Consider the following 17,329-nt stretch of genomic DNA (forward strand, 5'->3'; position numbering starts at 1 on the left):
CTAGCTGCCCATGCCCAATACTCAATCGCCCTACAACGCTTTCGCCATGCTGCTCTCGAGCAATGGCCATCCTGTCACCCCGGCCGAACTGCACGGCCTGCTGATTGGCCGCAGCTGCGCCGGCGCCGGCTTCGATGCCGATGCCTGGTTGGCCGATGCCGCCCAACTGCTGGAAATCGAGCCTGGTGACAGTGTCCGCAACGCCTTGGTCGGCTTGCAGGAAATGGTCAAGGGCGAGCTGACCAGCGACGACATGGCGATCGTCCTGCTGCTGCCTACCGATGATGCTGCACTGAGCGACCGCGCCACCGCGCTGGGCCAGTGGTGCCAGGGCTTCGTGACCGGTTTCGGCCTGAACGCTGGCGGTAAGGACTTGTCCGATGAGGCCAAGGAAGTGCTGCAGGACCTGGTGGCCATTTCGCAGGTCCAGGAAGCGCTCGAAGAGTCCGAAGACGGCGAGAGCGACTACATGGAAGTCATGGAATACCTGCGTGTGGCGCCCCTGCTGCTGTTCTCCGAACTGGCCAAGCCGGCCGCACCCGCACCCAAGCCCTCGCTGCACTGATCAACCAGGGGTAGTCTGCCCATGAGCCACATTCCCAAGGCCGAGTATGCCCGTCGGCGCAAGGCGCTGATGGCGCAGATGGTCCCCAACAGCATCGCCATTCTGCCCGCCGCTGCGGTTGCCATCCGCAACCGCGACGTCGAGCACGTGTACCGCCAGGACAGCGACTTCCAGTACCTCAGCGGCTTCCCGGAGCCCGAGGCGGTGATTGCTTTGATTCCAGGGCGCGAGCATGGCGAGTACGTGCTGTTCTGCCGTGAACGCAACCCCGAGCGCGAGCTGTGGGACGGCCTGCGGGCCGGCCAGGAAGGGGCGGTGCGCGATTTCGGCGCTGACGATGCCTTCCCCATCACGGATATCGACGAGATCCTGCCTGGCCTGATCGAAGGCCGCGAGCGGGTCTACAGCGCCATGGGCAGCAACCCGGAGTTCGACCGCCGGCTGATGGACTGGATCAACGTGATCCGCTCCAAGGCACGCCTGGGCGCCCAGCCACCGAACGAGTTCGTTGCGCTGGATCATCTGCTGCACGATATGCGCCTGTATAAATCGGCGGCGGAAGTGAAGGTGATGCGTGCTGCCGCGGACATTTCTGCGCGGGCCCATGTGCGGGCCATGCAGGCCTGCCGCGCCGGGCTGCACGAGTACAGCCTGGAAGCCGAGCTGGACTACGAATTCCGCAAGGGCGGGGCGAAGATGCCGGCCTACGGCTCGATCGTTGCGGCCGGGCGCAATGGCTGCATCCTGCACTATCAACAGAACGATGCGCCGCTCAAGGATGGCGACCTGGTGCTGATCGACGCCGGCTGCGAAATCGACTGCTATGCCAGCGACATCACCCGCACCTTCCCGGTCAGTGGGCGGTTTTCGCCCGAGCAGAAGGCCATCTACGAGCTGGTGCTAAAGGCGCAGGCGGCGGCGTTTGCCGAAATAGCCCCCGGCAAGCACTGGAACCACGCCCATGAGGCGACCGTGCGGGTCATCACCGCGGGCCTGGTGGAGCTGGGCTTGCTCGAAGGTGATGTGCAGGCGCTGATCGACAGCGAAGCGTATCGCGCCTTCTACATGCACCGCGCCGGGCACTGGCTGGGCATGGATGTGCATGACGTGGGCGAGTACAAGGTGGGCGGCGAGTGGCGGGTACTGGAACCCGGCATGGCGCTGACCGTGGAGCCGGGTATCTACATTGGCGCCGACAATCAGGCCGTGGCCAAAAAGTGGCGCGGCATTGGGGTAAGGATCGAGGACGACGTGGTAGTGACCAGGCAAGGTTGTGAAATCCTGACTTCGGGCGTGCCGCGTACCGTCGCCGAGATCGAGGCGCTGATGCAGGCTGCCCGCAAGGCCGTGGCATGAGCCGGGTAAACCTGGCGATCATCGGCGGTGGCCTGGTTGGCGCAAGCCTGGCGTTGGCCCTGCAGGCCGGCGCCAAGGCACGCGGCTGGAAGATCCTGCTGATCGAGCCGTTCGCCCCCGGCGACAGCTACCAGCCCAGCTACGATGCGCGCTCGTCGGCATTGTCCTTCGGCACCCAGCAGATTTATCAGCAACTGGGCCTGTGGCAGGTCATCGGCCGCCGCGCCGAGCCTATTCGCCAGATTCACGTGTCCGACCGTGGTCGCTTTGGCGCCACCCGCCTGGATGCCCTGGAAGAGGGCGTACCGGCGCTGGGTTACGTGGTGGAAAACGCCTGGCTCGGCCAGTGCCTGTGGCAAGGGCTGGACAGCGAGGTGGTGAGCTGGCGCTGCCCGGCCGAAGTGACCTCGATGCAGGCCATCGAACGCGGTTACCGCCTGCGGCTGAACGACGACACCCAGCTGGAGTGTGACCTGGCGGTACTGGCCGATGGTGGCCGCTCTGGCCTGCGCGAGCAGTTGGGTATCCATGTGCGCCACACGCCGTACCAGCAGAGCGCGTTGATCGCCAACATCACCCCGGGTGAGGCCCACGGCGGCCAGGCTTTCGAACGCTTCACCGAAGAGGGCCCCATGGCCTTGCTGCCGTTGCCGGAAAACCGCTGCGCACTGGTGTGGACTCGCCAGGGCATGGATGCGCGGCGCCTGGCCGACATCGACGAGCGCAGCTTCCTGCGCGAACTGCAGGGGGTGTTCGGCTACCGCTTGGGCGCGCTGCGCCAGGTAGGCGCACGGCACCTCTACCCGCTGTCCTTGATCGAGGCCCAGGAGCAGGTGCGGCCGCACCTGGTGGTGCTGGGCAACGCAGCACACAGCCTGCACCCCATCGCGGGCCAGGGTTTCAATCTGTCGTTGCGTGACGTGCAATCCTTGGCCGAGGCGCTGCTGGTGGGTCCACAGCAGCCTGGCGACCTGAGCACGCTGCAGGCCTATCACCAGCGCCAACGCCTGGACCAGGCGATGACCATCGGCTTCTCCGACCAGGTCACCCGCCTGTTTGGCAGCAATCAGCCGTTGCTGGCTGCCGGGCGCAACCTTGGCCTGCTTGGGCTCGACCTGCTGCCACCGGCAAAAAGCTGGTTCGCCCGCCAGGCCATGGGCCTGGGCACCCGCCCAGATTCGCGGGGCCAGGCATGAGCAACCCGCGTAAACTGGCGCGTCGGGCGCGCATGCTGCGCTGGATGCTGAACCTCTACCCACCATACCTGGGTGCCGGTATCCGTGTGCAGCACATCAGCCCGGACCTGCGTAGCGTCAAGGTGGCGATGAAACTGACTCGCTGGAACCGCAATTACGTCGGTACCCAGTTCGGTGGCAGCCTGTATGCCATGGTCGATCCGTTCTACATGCTGCTGTTGATCGAGCAGCTGGGGCGTGACTACATCGTCTGGGACAAGGCCGCCAGCATCGATTTCATCTCGCCGGGCAAAGGCCCGGTGTATGCCGAATTCCACGTCGATGATGCGCTGCTGCAGGAAATCCGCCAGCAGGCCGCCACCGGCAAGAAATGCCTGCCGCGTTTGCAGGTCGATATCCGCGATGGCGCCGGCGAGTTGGTGGCGCGGGTCGATAAAACCCTATACGTGCGGCTCAAGCCGCAAGCGAGGCTGGCGTAAGGCATGGACATGCGCGCAGATCTGTTGATTGTGGGTGCCGGTATGGTCGGCAGCGCCCTGGCCTTGGCGTTGCGCCACAGTGGCCTGCAAATTTTGTTGCTCGACGGTGGCCCGCTGACGGTCGTACCTTTCGATGCCCAGGCCCCGTTCGAGCCGCGTGTCAGCGCGCTATCGGCGGCCAGCCAGCGCATCCTCGAGCGCCTTGGCGCTTGGGACGGCATTGCCCAGCGACGCGCCACGCCGTATTCCGACATGCATGTGTGGGATGGCAGCGGCACCGGTCAGATTCACTTCTCGGCGGCCAGTGTGCATGCCCAGGTGCTCGGCCATATCGTCGAGAACCGGGTGGTGCAGGACGGCCTGCTGGAGCGCCTGCACGACAGCGACATCGGCCTGCTGGCCAATGCGCGGCTGGAGCAATTACGCCGCTCTGGCGATGAGTGGCTGCTGACGTTGGCCGATGGCCGGCAACTGCGTGCACCGTTGGTGATCGCCGCCGACGGTGCCAATTCGGCGGTGCGGCGTCTGGCCGGCTGCGAAACCCGCGAATGGGACTACCTGCACCATGCCATTGTCACCAGCGTACGTTGCAGCGCCGGGCACCAGGCCACGGCCTGGCAGCGCTTCACTGACGAAGGGCCATTGGCCTTTTTGCCCTTGAGCCGCGATGGCCAGCAAGACTGGTGCTCAATCGTATGGTCGACCACTCCGGAGCATGCCGAGCAGCTGATGGCGATGGGTGAAGCGGCCTTCCTGCAAGCCCTCGGGCGTGCCTTCGAGGGCCGCCTGGGCGACGTGTTGCAGGCCGACCCAAGGGTATGCGTGCCGCTGCGTCAGCGCCACGCCAAGCGCTATGTGGGTGAAGGCCTGGCATTGATTGGCGATGCCGCGCACACCATCCACCCGCTGGCCGGGCAGGGTGTGAACCTCGGCTTCCTCGACGCGGCGGTGCTGGCCGAGGTGCTGGTCAATGCTTGCGAGCGCGGCGAGAGACTGGCCGATGTGAAGGTGCTGAGCCGTTACGAGCGCCGGCGCATGCCACACAACCTGGCGTTGATGGCGGCGATGGAGGGCTTCGAGAGGTTGTTCCAGGCCGATCCGCTGCCGTTGCGCTGGTTGCGCAACAGCGGGTTGAAACTGGTGGAGCAGATGCCGGAGGCCAAGGCGCTGTTTGTGCGCCAGGCGTTGGGTTTGAGTGGTGACCTGCCAGATCTGGCCAAGGCTTGAGAGTGGCGGGGCCGCTCTGCGGCCCTTTTCGCGACACTAGGCCCCACAGCGGTACGCAATCTCCTGTGTGGGCCTTGTGTCGCGATCGGCTGCGTAGCAGCCCCTTGCAACATCCGGTAACGGCTAGGTAGGTGAGCCAGAAAATGGGATTCACTACCATTCGCACCTCTCATACGATCGAGGAGTGCTTAAAATGTTGCCACGCAAGCCCCTACTGGCCGCCTTGGCCCTGACCCTGTTCGGCGGCACTGCCCAGGCAGCGGACGAAGTGGTGGTGTACTCCTCGCGCATCGACGAGCTGATCAAGCCGGTGTTCGATGCCTATACCGCCAAGACCGGGGTCAAGATCAAGTTCATCACCGACAAGGAAGCCCCGCTGATGCAGCGCATCAAGGCCGAGGGCGACAACGGCGTGGCCGACCTGCTGCTGACCGTCGATGCAGGCAACCTGTGGCAGGCCGAGCAGATGGGCATCCTGCAGCCGATCGAGTCCGACGTCATCGACCAGAACATCCCGTCGCAGTACCGCGCCTCGTCCCATGACTGGACCGGCCTGAGCCTGCGTGCCCGTACCATCATTTACTCCACCGAGCGGGTCAAACCCGAGGAGTTGAGCACCTACGAAGCCCTGGCTGACAAACAGTGGGAAGGCCGTCTGTGCCTGCGTACGGCCAAGAAGGTGTACAACCAGTCGCTGACCGCCACCCTGATCGAAACCCACGGTGAGGCCAAGACCGAGCAAATCGTCAAAGGGTGGGTCAACAACCTGTCCACCGATGTGTTCTCCGACGACAACGCAGTGATCCAGGCCATCGAGGCCGGGCAGTGTGATGTGGGCGTGGTCAACACCTACTACTACGGCCGTCTGCACAAGCAGAACCCGAACTTGCCGGTGAAGATCTTCTGGCCCAACCAGGGCGACCGTGGTGTGCACGTGAACCTGTCGGGCATTGGCCTGACCAAGCATGCGCCACACCCGGAGGCCGCGAAGAAACTGGTGGAATGGATGACCGGCGAAGAAGCGCAAAAGCTGTTTGCTGATATCAACCAGGAGTTCCCGGCCAACCCGAAGGTGAAGCCATCGGAGGAAGTGGCGGCGTGGGGCAGCTTCAAGGCCGACAGCATTCCGGTGGAAATTGCCGGCAAGCGCCAGGCTGAAGCCATTCGCTTGATGGATCGGGCTGGCTACAACTAAGCGCCAGGCCTTATCCTCTTTGGGCCCGTTAGGGCCCTTTCGCGGGTAAACCCGCTCCTACGGGATCTGCACTGCCTTGCGCGGTCCCCGTAGGAGCGGGTTTACCCGCGAACGACCGCGCAGCGGTCGCAATCGCACTCGAGATTTCAGCCTTGCCCCACACCCCTCAACGCCGCTGGTACCTCCCGGTCTCCCTGATCGCCGCCTTGGTGCTGCTGCCCCTGAGCGTGCTGCTGTTGTCCTGGCAATCCATCGACCTGCAGATCTGGTCCCACCTGCTCGACACCCAGATGGGTCGCCTGCTCGGCAATACCCTGACCCTGGTGGTGGGTGTGGGTGTGGGTGTCACCGTGCTGGGTGTCAGCCTGGCCTGGCTCACCAGCCTCTGCGACTTCCCCGGTCGACGCTGGCTGGACTGGGCGCTGATGTTACCGTTCGCCATCCCGGCCTACGTGCTGGCGTTCGTCTTCGTCGGCCTGCTGGACTTTGCAGGCCCGGTGCAAAGCGCCCTGCGCGAGGTGTTCGGGCCAATGCGCCTGCCTCGTGTGCGTTCCACCGGTGGGGTAATCACCGTCCTGGTGCTGGTCTTCTATCCCTATGTCTACTTGTTGGCGCGCACGGCTTTCCTGGCTCAGGGCAAGGGCCTGATGGAGGCGGCGCGGGTACTTGGGTTATCGCCCCTGCAGGCTTTCTGGCGGGTGGCCTTACCCATGGCTCGGCCGGCGATCGGTGCCGGTATCGCCCTGGCGCTGATGGAAACGCTGGCCGACTTCGGTGCAGTGGCCGTATTCAACTTCGACACTTTCACCACGGCCATCTACAAGACCTGGTACGGCTTCTTCAGCTTGTCCAGTGCGGCCCAGCTGGCCAGCCTGCTGCTGCTGGCGGTGATGCTGGTGCTGTACGGTGAGCGCCGCGCCCGCGGTGCCAGCCGGAGCGGCAACGAACGGCCGCGCGCGCAGGCGCTGTATCACCTGCGCGGCCTCAAGGCGCTGTTGGCCAGTGGCTGGTGCCTGCTGGTGTTTGCCTGCGCTTTCGTCATCCCGCTGCTGCAGTTGGTGGTGTGGTTCTGGCAGCGCGGTCGGCATGACCTGGATGAGCGTTATGTCGGCCTGGTGCTGCACACCCTGTACCTGGGCAGCATGGCGGCGCTGGTCACGGTGTGCGTGGCGCTGCTGCTGGCTTTCGCCCGGCGCCAGGCACCGACGGGCGGTATCCGCGCCGGGGTTGGCCTGGCCAATCTGGGGTATGCCCTGCCCGGTTCGGTGTTGGCGGTATCGATCATGCTGGCCTTCAGTTACCTCGACAACCACCTGGTCATCCCGCTGTCCAGCTGGATGGGCGGCGCCGGCAAGCCGCTGCTGCTAGGCAGCCTCTCGGCGTTACTGCTGGCCTACCTGGTGCGCTTCATCGCGGTGGCCTACGGACCGCTGGAGAGCAGCCTGGAGCGCATCCGCCCGTCACTCCCTGAAGCCTCGCGCAGCCTGGGTGTTGGCGGCGCAAGATTGTTTTTCAAGGTGTATCTGCCGCTGCTGGTACCGGGGGCACTTAGCGCCGCGCTGCTGGTGTTCGTCGATGTGCTCAAGGAAATGCCCGCCACCTTGCTGATGCGGCCGTTCGGCTGGGACACCCTCGCCGTGCGGGTGTTCGAGATGACCAGCGAAGGCGAGTGGGCACGCGCCTCGCTGCCGGCACTGACCTTGGTATTGGTGGGGCTGCTGCCGGTCATCGGCCTGATTCGCCGTTCGGCACGTCGACCCGGTCACAGTCACTGAGGATGTCAGTTTGCGACCTTGCGGCTACAATGCGCGGCATTCGCGCGGCGGGTGTGAGTAACAAGAAAAGCTGACGACCCAACGTCATCGACCGCCGCCGCTTCGCCACGCCCGGAAGGAGAAACCCATGGGACAGCGCACGCTTTTGTATGACCTGCACCTGGCGCTAGGCGCCAAGACGGTCGATTTCGGTGGCTGGGACATGCCCCTGCACTATGGCTCGCAGGTCGAGGAGCACCACCAGGTGCGCAGCGATTGCGGCGTCTTCGATGTCTCCCATATGACCGTGATCGATGTCGACGGCACTGATGCCACTGTTTGGCTGCAGCGCTTGCTGGCCAACGATGTGGCCCGCCTCGACGACACCGGCAAGGCGCTGTATAGCCCACTGCTGAACGAACAGGGCGGTGTAATCGATGATCTGATCGTCTACCGCACGGAAACCGGCTATCGCCTGGTCAACAACGCCGCCACCCGTGCCAAGGTGCTCGATTGGCTGCAATCGCAGCGTGCCGGGTTTTCCGTGGACTTCCAGGTCCGCCCTGATCTGGCCATCCTTGCCATCCAGGGGCCGCGGGCCCGCGAAAAGGTCGCGGCCCTGCTCAGCCCCGCGCGCGCTGCACTCATCCGCGAACTGCGCCCGTTCGAGGGCGTTGCTGACGGCGACTGGTTCATTGCCCGCACCGGCTATACCGGTGAGGACGGCTTGGAGATCATCTTCCCGGGCGATCAGGCGGTGGCCTTCTTCAACGACCTGGTCGGCGCCGGTATCGCCCCAAGCGGCCTGGGCGCCCGCGATACCCTGCGCCTGGAAGCCGGCATGAACCTGTACGGCCAGGACATCGACGAAAACCACACCCCGCTCACCTCCAACCTGGGCTGGAGCATCGCCTGGGAACCGGCCGAGCGCGACTTCATCGGCCGTGTCGGCCTGCTTGCTGAAATCGAGCACGGCGTGCAGGAAAAGCTGGTGGGTCTGGTGCTGGAAGAGCGCGGTGTACTGCGCGCCCATCAGGTCGTGCGTGTAGCCGGCATTGGCGAAGGGGAGATCACCAGTGGTAGTTTCTCGCCTACGCTGAGCAAGTCCATTGCATTGGCGCGCGTGCCTATGGCTACCGGTGATCGGGCCGAGGTGGAAATTCGCGGCAAGTGGTACCCGGTGCGGGTGGTCAAACCGACCTTCGTGCGCCACGGCAAGATCCTGATCTGAACAATTTATAACCGGCGGGCGTACCGCTGAGCCAATCGAGGAATTCAAGACATGAGCAATATCCCCGCCGAACTGCGTTTTGCCGAAAGCCATGAGTGGGCTCGCCTGGAAGCCGACGGCAGTGTGACCGTGGGTATCAGCGATCACGCCCAGCAAGCCTTGGGTGATGTGGTGTTCGTCGAACTGGCTGAAGTCGGCAAAGTGTTTGGCGCTGGCGACGCTGCAGGTGTGGTGGAGTCGGTCAAGGCCGCTTCGGACATCTATGCCCCGGTCGGTGGCGAAGTGATTGCGGTCAACGAAGAGCTGGCCGATAGCCCGGAACTGCTCAACGAAGAGCCTTACGGTTCGTGGATCTTCAAATTGAAGCCAAGCAACCCGGCCGAGCTGGACAAGTTGCTGGATGCGGCTGGCTACCAGGCGCTGATTGGCGAGTAAGACCGCGTCGCTTGCTTCGCGGCTAAAGCCGCTCCTACACAGGTACAGCGCTGCATTCGAGACGGGTGCAGCCCCTGTGGGAGCGGCTTCAGCCGCGAAGAGGCCGGGCCTGCAGACAAGTTTCCCCGCACAATCGGCAATCCCTTCCTAGACTTGTAAGTCTCCATGAGGCCTGGTCTAGGAAGAGAGCGTCGTCATGTCCCAGTCGCCATCCCTGCATCAACTGCAAGAGCTCAACCCATTTCTGCGCCGCCACCTGGGCCCCGATGCCACAGAGCAGCAGGCCATGCTCAACGCGCTGGGTATCGCCAGCCGCAACGAGCTGATCGAGCAGACCGTTCCCCCAGACATCCGCCTCAATCGCCCCCTCGACCTCCCTGCGGCACTGGACGAGCAAGCCGCCCTGGCCAAGCTGGCCGGTTATGCCGAACAGAACCAGGTCTGGACCAGCCTTATCGGCATGGGCTACCACGGCACCATCACCCCCACGGTCATCCTGCGCAACGTGCTGGAAAACCCCGGTTGGTACACCGCCTACACGCCCTACCAACCCGAAATTGCCCAAGGCCGGCTGGAGGCGCTGCTGAACTTCCAGCAAATGGTCATCGACCTCACCGGCCTGCCTCTGGCCAATGCCTCGCTGCTCGATGAAGCCACCGCTGCCGCCGAAGCCATGGCCCTGGCCAAGCGGGTGGCACGCAACAAGAGCAACGCCTTCTTCGCCGACGAGCACTGCCACCCGCAGACCCTTTCGGTACTCAAGACCCGCGCCGAGGGGTTCGGCTTCGAGCTGATCGTCGATTCTGTGGATAACCTTGCCAAACACTCGGTGTTCGGCGCTTTGCTGCAGTACCCCGACACCCACGGCGAAGTGCGCGATTTGCGCCCGCTGATCGACCAGTTGCACGGCCAACAGGCCTTGGCCTGCGTAGCCGCTGACCTGCTGAGCCTGGTGGTGCTGGCACCGCCCGGAGAGCTGGGCGCCGATGTGGTGCTGGGCTCGACCCAGCGCTTTGGTGTGCCGATGGGCTACGGCGGGCCTCACGCGGCCTATTTCGCCTGTCGCGACGACTACAAGCGGGCCATGCCGGGGCGCATCATCGGCGTATCGCGCGATGCCCGTGGCAACACTGCATTACGGATGGCCCTGCAAACCCGCGAGCAGCATATTCGCCGCGAAAAGGCCAACTCCAACATCTGCACGGCCCAGGTGCTGTTGGCCAACATTGCCGGCTTCTACGCGGTGTACCACGGCCCGGAAGGCCTGCAACGCATCGCGCAGCGTGTGCACCGGCTGACCTTCATCCTGGCTGCCGGCCTTGAGGCCAAAGGCATCAAACGCCTCAATCAGCACTTCTTCGACACCCTTACCCTGAATGTTGGTGGTGCCCAGGCTGCCATCATTGAAAGCGCCGAGGCCGCGCACATCAATTTGCGCATTCTCGGTCGCGGGCACCTGGGCGTGAGCCTGGACGAAACCTGCAACGAACAGACGGTGCTGCGCCTGCTCGACATCTTCCTGGGGGTGGATCATGGCCTGGAAATCACCGCCCTCGACCAGCTGGCCCTGCCTGAAGGCATCCCCGCCAGCCTGGTGCGACGCACGCCATTCCTCGCCCACCCCGTGTTCAACCTGCATCACAGCGAAACAGAGATGCTGCGCTACCTCAAGCAGCTAGAGAACAAGGACCTGGCGCTGAACCAGTCGATGATTCCGCTGGGCTCGTGCACCATGAAGCTCAACGCCACCAGTGAGATGATCCCCATCACCTGGTCCGGTTTTGCCCAGCTGCACCCGTTCGCTCCGGCGGCCCAGGCGGCAGGCTACAAGGCGATGATCGACGAACTGGAAAGCTGGCTGTGCGCGATCACCGGTTTCGATGCGATCTGCATGCAGCCCAACTCCGGTGCTCAGGGTGAATACGCCGGCCTGATGGCCATTACGCGCTATCACCGCAGCCGCCATCAGCCGATGCGCACGTTGTGCCTGATCCCGTCGTCGGCCCACGGCACCAACCCGGCGTCGGCACAGATGGCCGGCATGGACGTGGTGATCGTCGATTGCGACAACGATGGCAACGTCGACCTGGCTGACCTCAAAGCCAAGGCACACGCGGCCGGGGAGCGTCTGTCGTGCCTGATGATCACCTACCCCTCGACCCACGGTGTGTACGAGGAAGGGATACGCGAAATCTGCGATGTGGTGCACCAGCACGGCGGCCAGGTTTACATGGACGGTGCCAACCTCAATGCGCAGGTGGGCCTGGCGCGCCCCGCAGACATTGGGGCCGATGTTTCACACATGAACCTGCACAAGACGTTCTGCATTCCCCACGGCGGTGGCGGCCCGGGTATGGGGCCGATCGGTATCCGCGCGCACCTCAAGCCGTTCGTCGCCAGCCACCCGGTGGTGCCGGTGCCTGGGCTGGACCCGAACAACAGCGCGGTCAGCGCCGCGCCCTGGGGCAGCGCAAGCATCTTGCCGATCAGCTGGATGTATATCGCCATGATGGGCCCGCAGCTGGCCGACGCCAGCGAGGTGGCTATCCTTTCGGCCAACTACCTGGCCAGCCAGTTGGGCGCGGCGTTCCCGGTGCTATACCGCGGCCGCAACCAGCGCGTGGCGCATGAATGCATCCTCGACCTGCGGCCATTGAAAGCGCTGACAGGCATCAGCGAAGAGGACGTGGCCAAGCGCCTGATGGACTATGGCTTCCACGCACCGACCATGTCGTTCCCGGTGCCGGGCACGCTGATGGTGGAGCCGACCGAGAGTGAGTCGAAGGCCGAGCTGGACCGGTTCGTCGAGGCGATGCTGGCGATTCGGGCGGAAATTGACGAAGTACAGCAGGGCAACTGGCCTGCGGAGAACAACCCGCTGAAGCATGCACCGCATACCTTGGCTGATGTGCTGGGGGGATGGGACAGGCCGTATAGCCTGGAGCAGGCCGTGGCCCCCAGTGCTCACGTGCGCCAGCACAAATACTGGCCGGCGGTGAACCGGGTAGACAACGTGTATGGGGACAGAAACCTGTTCTGTGCGTGTGTGCCGGTGGAGGCTTATCGCTGAGGTAGGTGTTGGATGCTTCGCGGGTGCCTGTAGGAGCGGGTTTACCCGCGAAGCAGGCGACGCAGTTACTCGGCTACTGCATTTTTGGCCAGGATGGCATTGGCCAACTCCATGTCGGAAGCCTGCATCCCTGGGTTCTCTGCCCGTGCCTCGCGCATGGCCGCTTCCAGGAACGGCCCGCGGATCGCGCCTTCGCTGGCGACGAAGCTGCTGGCGTCATCCTGCGCGGCCACTACCAGCTTGTGATCCCGCGAGGTCAGGTAGCTCGATGCCGTGGTAGCACCGGAAGTCATCACGTTACGCCAGAAGGTATCGGCCATGGCCGAGCCAATAGGCAGCGAAAGCAAGGTAGCGGCGGCAATGGCGGTTTTGAGACGCATGTTGAAACACCTCGAAGGGTGATGGTTGAAGATGCGCGCTTGGATCTTTTCGGGCGAGGCAAGTTCCTTGAATACAAAGGACTTTTCGTCAGTTGCAGACGCGCAGCACTTCCTCGGCACGGGTCTGCCCAGCGGCCACTTTGGCCTCGCCGCAATGGCGCAGGTCAACCAGGCCATCGGCCAGTGCCTGTTGCCGCAATCGGGTCAGGTCGGCATGAGGGCCGATCAATGCGCGCAAGGTGTCGCTGGGCTCGAGCAGTTCGAATAATCCTGTGCGCCCCTGAAAACCGGTGCCGCGGCAGGCTCGGCAGGTGGCTGATGAACCTGCCTGGCAGTCGGTGCAGACGGTTCGCACCAGGCGCTGGGCCATTACCCCGATAAGCGTCGCCTTGATCAGGTAGTCGGCCACACCCAGCTCTTGCAAGCGGGTAATTGCTGCACAGGCGTCGTTGGTATGCAGGGTCGACAGTACCAGGTGCCCAGTCAGCGCTGCCTGAACTGCCACCAGGGCGGTTTCGCGGTCGCGAATTTCGCCGATCATGATGATATCGGGATCTTGGCGCAGCATGGCCCTGACCGCGTTGGCAAACCCCAGGTCCAGCGCGGGCTGTACCTGCAGCTGGTTGAAGGCTGGCTCCAGGCGCTCGATCGGGTCTTCGATGGTGCACAGGTTGACCTGTGGGGTGGCCAGCAGTTTGAGGCTGGTGTACAGCGTGCTGGTTTTGCCGGAACCGGTGGGGCCGGTGACCAGGATGATGCCTTGGCGCTGACGTAGCAGGCGCTGCCATTGGGCCAGTTGCTGGCCGTGCAGGCCAAGGCGGTCGAAGCCCTCTTGCAACTGGTGCGGGTCGAACAGGCGCAGCACCAGTTTCTCGCCAAACGGGGTGGGCAGGGTTGAAAGCCGCAGCTCCACTTCGCCACCACCGGGCAGGCGGCTTTGCAGCCGGCCGTCCTGCGGCCGGCGTTTCTCGGCAACGTCCATGCGGCCCAAGTGTTTCAGGCGGCTGACGAGGGCCAGGGTGACCCCGGCGGGGAAGGCATAGACGGTGTGCAGCAGGCCATCGATGCGGTAGCGCAGCTGGCCCTGTTCGCGGCGCGGTTCCAAGTGGATATCGCTGGCGCGTTGATCAATGGCGTACTGCAGCAGCCAGTCGACGATATGCACAATGTGTGCGTCGTCTGCGCTGGCCTCGGCCTGGCGTTTGCCCAGCTCCAGCAATTGCTCAAGTTCCCCCAGGCTGGCCGACTGCTGGTATTGCGCGCCTTTTACCGACTGGGCCAGGCGGTGGAACGACTGCGCTGACTCACGGATCTGCTGCGGGCTGGCCAGTACGCGACGGATCGATCGGCCGAGGCTACGGGCCAGGTCGGCCTGCCAGTCATCCTGGAAAGGCTGGGCGCTGGCGACGGTGACGCTGGAGGCATCGGCCGCGACGATGAGGATGCCGTGGCGCTGGGCGAAGGCTGGGGAGATCAGGCCGGTGACCTGGGGCAGGTCGAGTTGCATGGGGTCGATGCGCAGGTAGGGCTGGCCGACCTTGTCGGCCAGCCATTGGCAAAGGTACTCCAGGTCCAGAGGCTGACCAGGGTGCTGGCGGTTTTCCAGGCTGCAGGCGGCGATGTGTTCCAGCGGGTGGCTAGCGGGGTGGGCAGCGGCGTGTTCGAGTACTTGCAGGGTATCGCTGGCGTGCAGGTGCTGGTCAGCGAGCAGGGCCTGGAGCACTCGCTTGAGGTCGAGTGCCGGATTGTCGGGGGTATGCATGGGTGGCGTCCGTGCCTGATTGGGTAGTGCTGATCAAGGCTAGCCGGGCGGTGGGAGGCTATCGGAGGTGAAAGGTTTCGGGATTTTGCTGCGCCTGTACCGGACGCTTCGCGGGTGAACCCGCTCCTACAGGGATCGCACGGGCCTTGAGTGCTATGCGGTACAGGCCCGGGAGAGAGGGGGTTCAGACCACTGCCAACGCCACTCGCTGCAAGTTGGTCAGGCTCACCTCACCCACACACACCAGGTTACGCAGTTTCTGTGCAATGACCTCGGCCCGGTGCCAGCTCAACCCGCCAATGCCGATTTCGATATCCAGCCAGTCATCCTGCTGGCTGACCTGCACGCTATGCGGGGTCAGGAACTGCAAGGCGAACAGGTTGAGCACCCGGCACAGGCTATCGGGCTCGGCCTCGGCCTGCAGGCGATAGTGCACGGTGCTGTGGGCGTTGGTGGCGGCCCAGGCGTCGGTACGGGGCTGTGCGTTCATGCTGGTCTCCGCAAATGAGGGAGAAATTCTTGCACGTTGGTGGCGGTTTTTTTTCGCTATGATTGGGTGATTTCGCCTTATTGGTGAATTCTTTTATTCAAAAAAATCTGATGTGGAGAATAAACAATGCACAGCGAGCTGGACGCCTACGACCGTCGCATCCTCGAACTGCTGCAGGAGGACGCTTCGCTGTCCAGTGCACAGATCGCCGAGCGCGTCGGGCTGTCGCAATCGCCGTGCTGGCGGCGCATTCAGCGCTTGAAGGAAGAGGGGGTGATTCGGGGGCAGGTGACCTTGCTGGACCGCAAGAAGGTCGGCCTGAACACGCAGATTTTCGCCGAAGTGAAACTGAACGCCCACGGGCGCTCCAACTTCACCGAGTTCACCGAGGCGATCCGCGGGTTCCCTGAGGTGCTGGAGTGTTATGTACTGATGGGGGCTGTGGACTTTCTGCTGCGCATCGTCACGTCTGACATCGAGGCCTACGAGCGGTTCTTCTTCGAAAAACTGTCGAACGTGCCGGGGATTCAGGAGGTGAATTCGATTGTGGCGCTTTCCGAGATCAAGTCCACCACTAGCCTGCCGCTATCGCGTTGAGGCCATTCGCGGGTAAACCCGCTCCTACATCGGTGAGGCCATTCGCGGGTGGACCCGTTCCTACACTGGCCCCACGCCTGGCGCGGATCGTACGTAGGAGCGGGTTTACCCGCGAAGCAGGCGACGCGGTATCACGCCTTGAGCAGGTGCTTCCAGCCGCGGCTCTGGTCCACCGCCCGAGCCTGTTCGATACGCGCTTCCAGCACTTCATCGCTGATAGGCTGCTCGGCCAGCTCGTGCAGCTTTTTCAGGTCGCCGTACAAGCGGTCCATTTGCGGCGCTTCCAGCACCTGGCGGGCGTGGTGCAGCCAAGCCAGAAGTTGCTCGATACGTGGCAGCTGCTCAGCCAGGTCTTCCGGGCGCTGGGTGTACAGCGGCAGCTTCAGCGCGCGGCCTTCCTCGCCCAGCAGGTGACCCAGCCAGCTGGCCAACTGCGCCTTGCCCTGGCGTTCGCCGCGGCCCTTGCGCTCTGTGGTCCAGGTCCGGGCCATCAGCCAGCGTGAGGTTTCCAGCGAGAACTGGCCCCAGCGTACGTCTTCCAGTTCTTCGGCGAACTGCTCGGGCGCGGCGCGACGGATGTCTTCGTCATCGTTGCCGGCCTGAACCAGCGGGCGCCAGTCTTCAAGCAAGGCATCAAGGCTGGTGCGCAGGTCGCGGGTGGTGGCGCGCGGTGCTGCCTGGCCCAGGCTGGCGGTGAGCGCGCGCAGCTCGCTCAGGCACTCGACCCAGTCCTGGAGCAGGCGCCAGTGACCGTTGTGGCGGTACTGCTCGGCCAGGCGCTGGCTGCTGCCCAGCAGTTGCCAGGCGAGGGCGGCATAGGCGTCGTCCAAGGCCATTTCGGCTTCCAGCGCGGTGTGCGGCAGGTCCAGCTCGTAGCTGTCCGGTTCCAGCAGGCGGTAACCGCGCTCAGCCTTGCTGATGTCGCACGGCATCAGTGGCAGGCTGGCGGCCAGTTCTGCAGCCAGTTCCAGCAGTGCTTGCGGTTCACCTTCACGCAGCTCCAGCTCCAGCTCGCAGATCTCTTCCTTGCGCTTGCCGGCGATCACGAAGCCTTGGTCCAGCGCGGCCTCGATCACCACCTTGCTCTTGCCGCGGCCCCAGGCGATTTCGGCGTATTCACGGCTGAAGTCGGTGGTGAACAGCGGCTTGATGGTTTTCTTGTCCAGGTTGGCCAGTTGCTCGGGCCAGCAGGTGGCGTCCAGCTTCTTCAGGTCGAGCTTGACCTTGTCCAGGTTCCATTCGTACTCGTTGCGCTCTGACAGGCCAGCCACGCTCTGGCCGCGGCACTTGAGGGTTTGGATGACAGCGTCGCCATCGCGGCGCAGGCGCAGGGCGACACGGGCGGCGGACAGCTCACGCTCGGGGGTGTCGAAGTACTGGTTGAGCAGTTCACGGGTCTGCCAGCCGGACTTGTTGCGCTTTTTCAGCAGAGGGTGCTCGCGCAGTGCGGCAAGGGTCTCGCGGCTGGCGCGGAGCTTCAGTTCGGTTTCTTTGTGCATCACAGACTCGAAAGAGGGGGCGTGGTTGGCAGAGAGTCTACAGCAGTCAGCCCTCAACGGTTTATTCCAGACAGCGGATAGTCCTATGATGGG

General features: G+C 64.0%; 15 protein-coding genes. 11 read left to right on the top strand and 4 right to left on the bottom strand.

All coding sequences use genetic code 11. The annotated features are described in order from the left end of the window. Positions 1-10: 10 nt before the first annotated feature. The 10 genes from AC3WLP_RS12010 (at position 11) to gcvP (ending at position 12,508) form a co-directional block, all read left to right on the top strand. Complete coding sequence (locus AC3WLP_RS12010) at positions 11-565, top strand: YecA/YgfB family protein (protein WP_010955725.1); 555 nt, start codon at positions 11-13, stop codon at positions 563-565. A 21-nt stretch (positions 566-586) separates the two neighbouring features. Beyond that, on the top strand, positions 587-1,921 hold the full coding sequence (gene pepP / locus AC3WLP_RS12015) for a Xaa-Pro aminopeptidase (RefSeq protein WP_003253692.1): 1,335 nt from the start codon (positions 587-589) through the stop codon (positions 1,919-1,921). Beyond that, on the top strand, positions 1,918-3,117 hold the full coding sequence (gene ubiH, locus AC3WLP_RS12020; protein WP_014754794.1) for a 2-octaprenyl-6-methoxyphenyl hydroxylase: 1,200 nt from the start codon (positions 1,918-1,920) through the stop codon (positions 3,115-3,117). Before pepP ends, ubiH begins: the two co-directional genes overlap by 4 nt. Continuing rightward, positions 3,114-3,596: a DUF4442 domain-containing protein gene (locus AC3WLP_RS12025; protein ID WP_003253696.1), complete on the top strand. Its 483-nt coding sequence runs from the start codon at positions 3,114-3,116 to the stop codon at positions 3,594-3,596. The genes ubiH and AC3WLP_RS12025 overlap by 4 nt, the downstream gene beginning before the upstream one ends. Before the next feature lie 9 nt (positions 3,597-3,605). Beyond that, a complete protein-coding gene (locus tag AC3WLP_RS12030) occupies positions 3,606-4,823 on the top strand; it encodes a 2-octaprenyl-3-methyl-6-methoxy-1,4-benzoquinol hydroxylase (RefSeq protein WP_178085901.1) in 1,218 nt (405 codons plus the stop codon). Between the two features lie 193 nt (positions 4,824-5,016). After that, positions 5,017-6,018, top strand: coding sequence for an extracellular solute-binding protein (locus tag AC3WLP_RS12035; protein ID WP_012054051.1), 1,002 nt, complete (start codon positions 5,017-5,019; stop codon positions 6,016-6,018). Positions 6,019-6,170: 152 nt separating this feature from the next. After that, positions 6,171-7,793: an ABC transporter permease gene (locus AC3WLP_RS12040; protein ID WP_012054050.1), complete on the top strand. Its 1,623-nt coding sequence runs from the start codon at positions 6,171-6,173 to the stop codon at positions 7,791-7,793. A gap of 127 nt (positions 7,794-7,920) precedes the next feature. After that, the gene (gcvT, locus tag AC3WLP_RS12045; protein WP_003253703.1) at positions 7,921-9,003 is read left to right on the top strand and encodes a glycine cleavage system aminomethyltransferase GcvT; all 1,083 of its coding nucleotides are present in this window, start codon (positions 7,921-7,923) and stop codon (positions 9,001-9,003) included. Between the two features lie 51 nt (positions 9,004-9,054). Further along, a complete protein-coding gene (gene gcvH, locus AC3WLP_RS12050) occupies positions 9,055-9,438 on the top strand; it encodes a glycine cleavage system protein GcvH (protein WP_020191591.1) in 384 nt (127 codons plus the stop codon). 196 nt (positions 9,439-9,634) lie between these two features. Then, positions 9,635-12,508 (top strand): aminomethyl-transferring glycine dehydrogenase, encoded by a 2,874-nt coding sequence (gene gcvP, locus AC3WLP_RS12055; RefSeq protein ID WP_088512597.1) that lies wholly within the window; start codon positions 9,635-9,637, stop codon positions 12,506-12,508. 65 nt (positions 12,509-12,573) lie between these two features. Here the strand turns inward: gcvP and AC3WLP_RS12060 are convergent, their stop codons facing one another. The 3 genes from AC3WLP_RS12060 to AC3WLP_RS12070 form a co-directional block, all read right to left on the bottom strand. Next, positions 12,574-12,888: a DUF2388 domain-containing protein gene (locus AC3WLP_RS12060; RefSeq protein ID WP_004575834.1), complete on the bottom strand. Its 315-nt coding sequence runs from the start codon at positions 12,886-12,888 to the stop codon at positions 12,574-12,576. 88 nt (positions 12,889-12,976) lie between these two features. Further along, positions 12,977-14,650 carry a GspE/PulE family protein gene (locus tag AC3WLP_RS12065; RefSeq protein WP_088512596.1) on the bottom strand — a complete coding sequence of 558 codons (1,674 nt, stop codon included), beginning with the start codon at positions 14,648-14,650 and terminating at the stop codon, positions 12,977-12,979. 184 nt (positions 14,651-14,834) lie between these two features. Continuing rightward, positions 14,835-15,140, bottom strand: coding sequence for an ACT-like domain-containing protein (locus AC3WLP_RS12070; RefSeq protein WP_003253715.1), 306 nt, complete (start codon positions 15,138-15,140; stop codon positions 14,835-14,837). A gap of 126 nt (positions 15,141-15,266) precedes the next feature. On the opposite strand from AC3WLP_RS12070, the gene AC3WLP_RS12075 reads away from it, so the two are divergent. Beyond that, entirely contained in the window at positions 15,267-15,737 is a 471-nt protein-coding gene (locus tag AC3WLP_RS12075) for an Lrp/AsnC family transcriptional regulator (RefSeq protein WP_003253717.1), read from the top strand. A 131-nt stretch (positions 15,738-15,868) separates the two neighbouring features. Here AC3WLP_RS12075 and AC3WLP_RS12080 read toward each other — a convergent pair whose 3' ends face one another. Next, entirely contained in the window at positions 15,869-17,236 is a 1,368-nt protein-coding gene (locus AC3WLP_RS12080) for a CYTH domain-containing protein (RefSeq protein ID WP_012054046.1), read from the bottom strand. Positions 17,237-17,329 lie beyond the last annotated feature (93 nt).

It is taken from the genome of Pseudomonas sp. FW305-E2 (assembly GCF_058782925.1).